Annotated in this window: 6 protein-coding genes; 5 read left to right on the forward strand and 1 reads right to left on the reverse strand. The window is 42.3% G+C overall.

The window, feature by feature from the left end; translation table 11 throughout:
- Window positions 1-2 precede the first annotated feature (2 nt).
- Entirely contained in the window at window positions 3-1772 is a 1770-nt protein-coding gene (locus DW904_RS03585) for a sensor histidine kinase (RefSeq protein ID WP_118578096.1), read from the reverse strand.
- A gap of 275 nt (window positions 1773-2047) precedes the next feature.
- On the opposite strand from DW904_RS03585, the gene DW904_RS03590 reads away from it, so the two are divergent.
- From DW904_RS03590 to DW904_RS03610, 5 genes are all read left to right on the forward strand, one after another.
- Window positions 2048-3394 carry a carbohydrate ABC transporter substrate-binding protein gene (locus DW904_RS03590; protein WP_118578097.1) on the forward strand — a complete coding sequence of 449 codons (1347 nt, stop codon included), beginning with the start codon at window positions 2048-2050 and terminating at the stop codon, window positions 3392-3394.
- Between the two features lie 151 nt (window positions 3395-3545).
- Window positions 3546-4427, forward strand: a complete 882-nt coding sequence (locus DW904_RS03595; RefSeq protein WP_118578098.1) for a sugar ABC transporter permease — start codon at window positions 3546-3548, stop codon at window positions 4425-4427.
- 12 nt (window positions 4428-4439) lie between these two features.
- Window positions 4440-5267: a carbohydrate ABC transporter permease gene (locus tag DW904_RS03600; RefSeq protein ID WP_118578099.1), complete on the forward strand. Its 828-nt coding sequence runs from the start codon at window positions 4440-4442 to the stop codon at window positions 5265-5267.
- Window positions 5268-5283: 16 nt separating this feature from the next.
- On the forward strand, window positions 5284-6708 hold the full coding sequence (locus DW904_RS03605; protein ID WP_118578100.1) for an alpha-L-fucosidase: 1425 nt from the start codon (window positions 5284-5286) through the stop codon (window positions 6706-6708).
- Between the two features lie 276 nt (window positions 6709-6984).
- The coding region (locus tag DW904_RS03610; RefSeq protein ID WP_147422288.1) for a LysR family transcriptional regulator at window positions 6985-7165 on the forward strand (181 nt) is incomplete at its 3' end.

A 7165-nucleotide genomic window follows, 5' to 3' on the forward strand; every position in this document is an offset into this window, starting at 1 on the left:
TTTTATGAAAGCGTATCCGCATAAAGCTCCGGCAGGGTCAGGGTACAAGTAGTTCCGTGCCCAGGCTGACTGTCAATTTTCAGCCCGTATTTTCGTCCGAAATTCAGCTGGATCCGGTCATTTACATTGGCGACGCCAATCCTTTTCCGCTCCGGGTGAGGCGCCAGGGCGTCATCTGTCACCTCAAAGCCTTTGCCGTCATCAGACAGTTCGATCATTACATCCTCATTTTCCCGCCAGCAGGTAATCTGAATCTTCATCACCGTGCCATTATCTGACGAACCGTGCATCACCGAGTTTTCTGCCAGGGGCTGCAGAATCAGCTTTGGAACCAGGCAGGAGAGCAGCTCATCCTCCTCCACATGGAAAGAATATTCAAAGCTTCCTGCATACCGGATCCTAAGAATGGAAAAATAATTTTCCAGATTTTCCAGTTCCTCCTGAATCGTAATATATTCATTCTTATTGGTAAGGGTATTCTGTAAAAGACTGCTTAGCGCCTGGATTCCGTCGCTTACAATCTGATCCTTATGCATGGCAGCCACAAACCGAAGACTGTTCAGAGTATTGAAAAGGAAATGAGGATTCAGCTGATACTGAAGCATCTGCAGCTCCAGCTCTCTTTTTTTCTTTTCCTGGGACTTCTGCTGATCCATCAGATGTTCGATGGTATCTGCCATATGATCCATGCTGCCGGAAAGCCGGGAGAGTTCATCCTTATGCTTGTCCTGAATACGCACAGATAATTTTCCTCCGGAAACCTCACGGCAGAATTCCAGCATTCTTTTAATAGGAGACATAATTCCCTGATATACCATGGCTACAATTACGATGCACAGTAAAACCAGAAACACTACAACCACAAGAATATGTTTCAGCATGGCATACACCTCTGAATTGATATAGTGGTAAGGCATGGTATATACAAACAGCTGATTCAGATTTTTATTAAAAATATAGGTCACCAGCTGATCCTCCCCATCCTCCTGGATGCTAAAGGAACTTGTTTTCTTTGGAAGCCTTTCCTGGATTTTTTTCAGAAGCTCATCGCCAGTTTTCTCCCCCAGGGCTATACTTCGGTTCCAGGAAGAGAGCACCGTTCCATCCAGATTCATATACATAATATTGGAAGAATCTGACAGTCCCACAGGCTCCAGTACTGTCTTGGAAAAGATTTTTTCTTCAATAGAAATCAGAGTGTATCCGATTACCCGGCTTTTGGAAAAATGCTCGTAAATCCTTCTTCCAAGAACCAGAATATTTCTGTCACGGTAAGTATGTGCATAAGCCCACACATCCTGGTCCTGCTCCTCAAGCTGCGACAGGATCCGGTCCACATCTTCCTGATAGAACCCGTCATAGCCCAGATCATAAAAAATATTTCCATCGGTATCATAGACAGTAATATTTTTTGCCTGGGCAGGATAGATGATTTTATTGCGGATCATGTTTTGAATCTCAAGCATCGCCTGATTCTTCTCCATATCTGTCATGTCTTTTTTTAGAAGACCTTTTTTAATCTCTTCACTAATACAGATGGAACCACACAGATACTGGTATTTCTCAATCTCACTTACCATATTCAGATTGATCATGGACAGGGTTTGGGAAATAGATGCAGAAAGCTTCTCCTGAAGTGCCGCGGAAAATATATGAAAAGAATAGCCGCTGATTCCTACCAATGGTATAATAGAAATCATCAGAAGGGCAATTACAAGTCTTGTTTTGATGCTGAATTTACGAAATCCCTGAAAATGATGTTTTTTTTCCATGGAGGTTCCTCCTGTTGCTGACCACTGACGGGTATCTGTCAAAATATTATTATTTTCATTTATTATACAGGAAAAAAACAGAATAATCTATGTAAAAGCAAAAGATGAAAAAATAATACATATATGCCGCAAGAAAATCCATATCAGATATTATTTACAAGAAAATGCTCCATAACGAGAATCGTTTTATTAATTTACGACAAAAGATTTTCGCAATATAATAGCATCATCAGGCAAACGTAATAAAACAGCCAACCAGAAGGAGGAAACACCATATGAAAAAAAGATTTGCAGCATCCGCAATGATTCTTGCCATGAGCGCAGCTACTGTACTTTCTCCGCTCACAACATTTGCGGAAGCAGAAGAACAGGAACTGAACATTGCCATTTTTCAGGGTGGATACGGAGATGCTTACTGGAATCAGATGGTAGAGCTTTTTGAAGCAAGCCATGAGGGCGTGAAGGTAAATATGACGATCAGCCCGACTATTGGTGATATTATTCGTCCACAGATCGTAGCCGGAAACGCGCCGGATTTTATCTGTCTCAACGATGGTGGTGAGGACGGCGTAATTCTTTCTTTGATTAAAGAACATGCACTTTTAAATCTGGACGATGTATTTGACGGAGAAAACTATGCTGGAACCGGTACTCTTCGCGATGACATTACAGACGGAATTCTTTCCAGTACAAAGTGTGCACCATACGGAGACGATGAAATTTATCTGGCACCATTTAACAGTGGTCCGCAGGGTCTGATCTACAACAAGACCTTTTTCGATGAGAACAATCTGGAAGTTCCAAAAACATGGGACGAGTTTTTCACACTTGGTGATACCTTAAAGGATATTGACGGACGTGCGCTTTTCACCTATCAGGGAATTTATCCGGGATACATGGAAGAAATGCTCTGGCCGGCAATTGCAAATGAGTGCGGTGAGGAAGCTCTTACCAAGATTGCCAATTATGAGGAAGGTTCCTTCAACAACGAAGGTGTGTTAAAGGCTCTTACCCATATCAAAGAAATTGCAGAGAAAGGTTATCTGTTAGAGGGTACTGTAGGTATGAACCATACAGAGTCCCAGACAGAGATGATGCTTGGAAAAGCTGCATTTATCACGAACGGAACCTGGATGGAAAATGAGATGCAGGATGCTCCAAGAGAAGAAGGCTTTGAGTTTGCAATGGCCCCGATCCCAACTGAGAACGCAGATGATGTGCATTATGTATTCGACAGCTGTGAGCAGTTCTCCATTCCGGCTGCTGCAAAGAATCCGGAGCTTGCAAAAGAATTCCTTCGTTTCCTGTACAGCGATGAATCCGTATCTGCATTTGCAGAGGCTTCCGGTGCCCTCTATGCTACCAAGAGTGCCCGTGAAGTAGCAAAAGATAAGCTGTCTACTGCAATCTATAATATGTACGGAATCTACGAAGAGGCAAATGCTTCTTCCCTGATCATGAGCTTTGCAGCAGTTCCGGCTGACTGCAAGATCAACCCGAAAGATGAGATCTTCAATCCGATCACTTCTGTTATGAACGATGAAATGACAGTAGAAGAGTGGGCACAGAACGTGGAAGCTGCTTTCGCACAGGTTCGTGCTGATATGGAAGCTGCCAACTAAACTTCATATGCCAGCCGGATAAAAACGGTAAAGCATGGAAAGGCTGCTGCACAGTGTATGCGGCAGCCTTTTGTAACCCTGAACAGATAGATTGCCAATCGGTGATGTCATCCACATTTTTCAATATTTAAATTTAAAGAGGTGAGCAAGCGTGGTAAAAAAGCCCAGATTATTTATAGCCCTGTGTACGCTTCCTGCATTGATCTTAACCATTATTTTTATGATTGTCCCTATGGTAAATGCCATTTATCTGTCTTTTACCAGTTCCACTGCACTTAGCGTAGGCTTTAACAGCAAATTTGTATTTTTGGATAATTACAGGTATATGTTCCAGGATAAGGATTTTCTTCAGGCACTGTTTAATACTCTTAAGCTGATGCTGGTAATCCCGGCTGTGACCATATTTCTAAGTCTTGTATTTGCATTTATCCTTACTCAGGGACAGCTTAAGGAAAAGTCATTTTACCGGACCGTATTCTTTTTCCCAAGTATTGTTTCCATGACTGTAGTTGGTATTGTGTGGTCCTTTGTGTTTAATCCCACAAGAGGAATTCTGAATCATATGCTGGATCTGTTCCATCTTTCCACCTGGAAACACGCATGGCTTGGAGAGGGAAAAACGGCTCTCTGGTGTATCGGTGCAGCCTTGGTTTGGCAGGCCATTGGTTATTACATGGTCATGCATGTGGCTTCCATTGATGGGATTTCCCAGGAGGTTTATGAAGCTGCTTCCATTGACGGTGCAACAGGAGTGCAGAAGTTCTTTAAGATCACCATTCCGTTGCTTCGCAGATCAATTGGAACGACCTATATACTTTCCCTGTCTGGTACTATCAACTTAAGTTTTACCCTGTCCAATGTTATGACAGGTGGTGGACCAAATGGTGCTTCCAGTGTACTTTTACAGTATATGTATACCCAGGGTATGCGAAACGCCAATTTTGGATATGCCATGGCGATTGCCATGTTTACCCTGATTCTTGCAATCGTGCTTGCAATGATTTCTAAAAAAGTATCATCTGAAAAAGAATAGGGAGGGAGACTGATGAAAACTGTAAGAACCTGGTGTATCAGGATCCTGATGATTCTGTTTACCGTTATCTTTTTGTATCCGCTTTTCTGGAATCTGATGTCTGCGTTTAAGACAAATGCAGAATATCTGACAGATCCTTATGCATTGCCCGCAGCTTTGAATCTGGATAATTTTGTGGCAGCATGGCAGAAAGCAAATATTGCCGCTTATTTTGGAAATTCCATATTTGTGACAGTGCTTTCCACTGTATTGCTTCTGCTTTTGGTCATTCCCATCTCTTATGTACTGGCAAGATACCGTTTTGTGGGCAGCAGGCTGATTTCTACGGTCTACATGGCTTGTATTTTTCTGCAGGCTACTTACATTATGATTCCTTTGTTTCTGGAATTACAGGCTGTGAACGGATTAAATAACCTGCCGGTATTATGTCTTGTTTATGCAGTTATGCAGTTTCCTTTCTGTATTTTTACCTTACAGGGATTTATGTCTGCGGTACCAAGGGATTATGAGGAGTCTGCAAGAATTGACGGTGCTACTAATATCCAGCTGTTGTTAAGAGTTATGGTGCCTCTTGCAAAACCCGGGATTGCGACCATTACGATGTTAAGTGCCATGGGCTTCTGGAATGAATATCCACTGGCACTTGTTCTTCTTACGGAAGATGCAAAGAAAACCCTTCCCATCGGTATGGCAAACTTGTTTGAGGTGCAGAAATATGCTACAGACTGGGGTGCCCTGTTTGCCGGACTTGTAATCGTTATGATCCCAACAATTATTATCTATCTCATTGGACAGAGATATCTGCTTCAGGGAATCGGTGCAGGCGGGTTGAAGGGATGAAAAAAGGAGAAATCATATGCCAACTGATCAGGAATTAATAAAAATAGTTCCCTCCTGCCGCCAGATTGCCTATCAGGCAACAGAGTTTTATGCGTTTTTTCATTTTGGAATGAATACGTATACCAATCGGGAATGGGGAGATGGAACGGAAAATCCACAAATTTTTAATCCTACAGAGTTTGACGCAGACCAGTGGGTGACTGCAGCACAAAATGCCGGCATGAAAGGCGTAATCCTTACCTGTAAGCACCATGACGGCTTCTGCCTGTGGCCTACCAGATATACCCGTCACAGCGTTGCAGCCAGCCCATGGAAAAATGGCAGGGGAAATGTGGTCCGGGAAGTGTCCGAAGCATGCCGCCGTCATGGACTGAAATTTGGAATTTATCTTTCCCCCTGGGACCGCAATCAGCCTTGCTATGGAAGTGGAAAAGAATATGATGATTACTATCTGGCACAGCTGATTGAGCTTCTCACCGGCTATGGGGATATTTTCAGTGTCTGGCTGGATGGTGCCTGTGGGGAAGGACCTAATGGGAAAAAACAGGTCTATGATTGGAATCGCTATTACGAATGTGTTCGAAAATATCAGCCAGACGCATGTATCTGTGTCTGCGGACCAGATATCCGATGGTGTGGAAATGAAGCTGGCGATGTAAGAAAATCTGAGTGGAGTGTTGTTCCTGCGCGTACAGCACTTGCAGAGAGTGTACAGGAAAGAAGCCAGCAGACCGATGATGAGGAATTCAGAATGCGCCGGATTACCAGTGATATGGAAGATCTTGGAAGCAGAAAAGCGCTTGAAGGTGAAACGGATCTGATCTGGTATCCGGCAGAAGTAAATACTTCTATAAGACCTGGATGGTTTTATCATCCAGAAGAAGATGATCAGGTGAAAAGTCTGGAAGAGCTGGTTCATATCTATATTGGGGCTGTTGGAGGAAATGCAACCTTTTTGTTAAACATTCCACCTATGCCAAACGGACTTCTTCATAAAAATGATGTTAAACGTCTGGAAGAATTTGGAAGCTGGAAAAAGAAATCTTTTGCTCATAATTTAATGAGTACAGCACATGTTTTTTCGGAAAATGAAGATCCGGCGCATCCGGCTTCCAATTTGACAAAGGATACTTTAGAAGCATGGTATCAGCCTGAAAGCAGTGAGCTGCCAGTAGAGATAACGATTTGCCTGGACGACTCATACAATTTGGGGTATCTGGTATTAAAAGAGGCTGTCTGCTATAGCCAGAGAGTGGAAAAATATGAGGTATTTGTTAAAGAAGGGGAAATATGGAACAGTATTTACACAGGAACGGTAATTGGCTATCAGAAGATCATTCCTGTTAAGGGGAAAAAAGCCAGGGAAATGAAAATTGTTTTACATGATTTCCGTGTACTTCCGCTTCTAACGTTTATTGGGATTTATCCGGAAAATACCTGAGCGGTTAAGTATTGTTTTATATTATTTCATAAATTAAATAAATAATTATTTATAAAAATACCCTTTAGGAGTAGAAATCATCCTAAAGGGTATTTTCCTCTTAAGCGATATACAGGGGAGGTGGTGGTAGTTTCTACCTTAAGAGGGAAGCATGTGGCAAGTACAACGCCATATGGTTTTCGAGTACATAATACGCTTGACGTAGAAATAAGTAAAAACTATAATTGATATAACTGAAATAAACATATGATATGCCAAAAGAAAAGGAAAAATATTATGGATGTTAACTTCGAGTATTATAAGATTTTTTATTATGTGGCAAAATACCACAATTTTACCAAGGCGGCTCAGGCGTTAAACAACAGCCAGCCTAATATTACCCGGGCCATGAATTGTCTGGAACAACAGCTGAATACCACTTTATTTATCCGTACCAACCGCGGCGTACAGCTCACTC

The sequence above is a fragment of the Ruminococcus sp. AM42-11 genome, from assembly GCF_003480145.1.
In the GTDB taxonomy this organism is placed as follows: domain Bacteria; phylum Bacillota; class Clostridia; order Lachnospirales; family Lachnospiraceae; genus Blautia_A; species Blautia_A faecis.

Bases quoted from the DNA above. Each gene is read 5' to 3' on its own strand.
- DW904_RS03585 (WP_118578096.1), bottom strand. From the start codon at position 1,772: ATGGAAAAAAAACATCATTTTCAGGGATTTCGTAAATTCAGCATCAAA.
- DW904_RS03590 (WP_118578097.1), top strand. From the start codon at position 2,048: ATGAAAAAAAGATTTGCAGCATCCGCAATGATTCTTGCCATGAGCGCA.
- DW904_RS03605 (WP_118578100.1), top strand. From the start codon at position 5,284: ATGCCAACTGATCAGGAATTAATAAAAATAGTTCCCTCCTGCCGCCAG.
- DW904_RS03600 (WP_118578099.1), top strand. From the start codon at position 4,440: ATGAAAACTGTAAGAACCTGGTGTATCAGGATCCTGATGATTCTGTTT.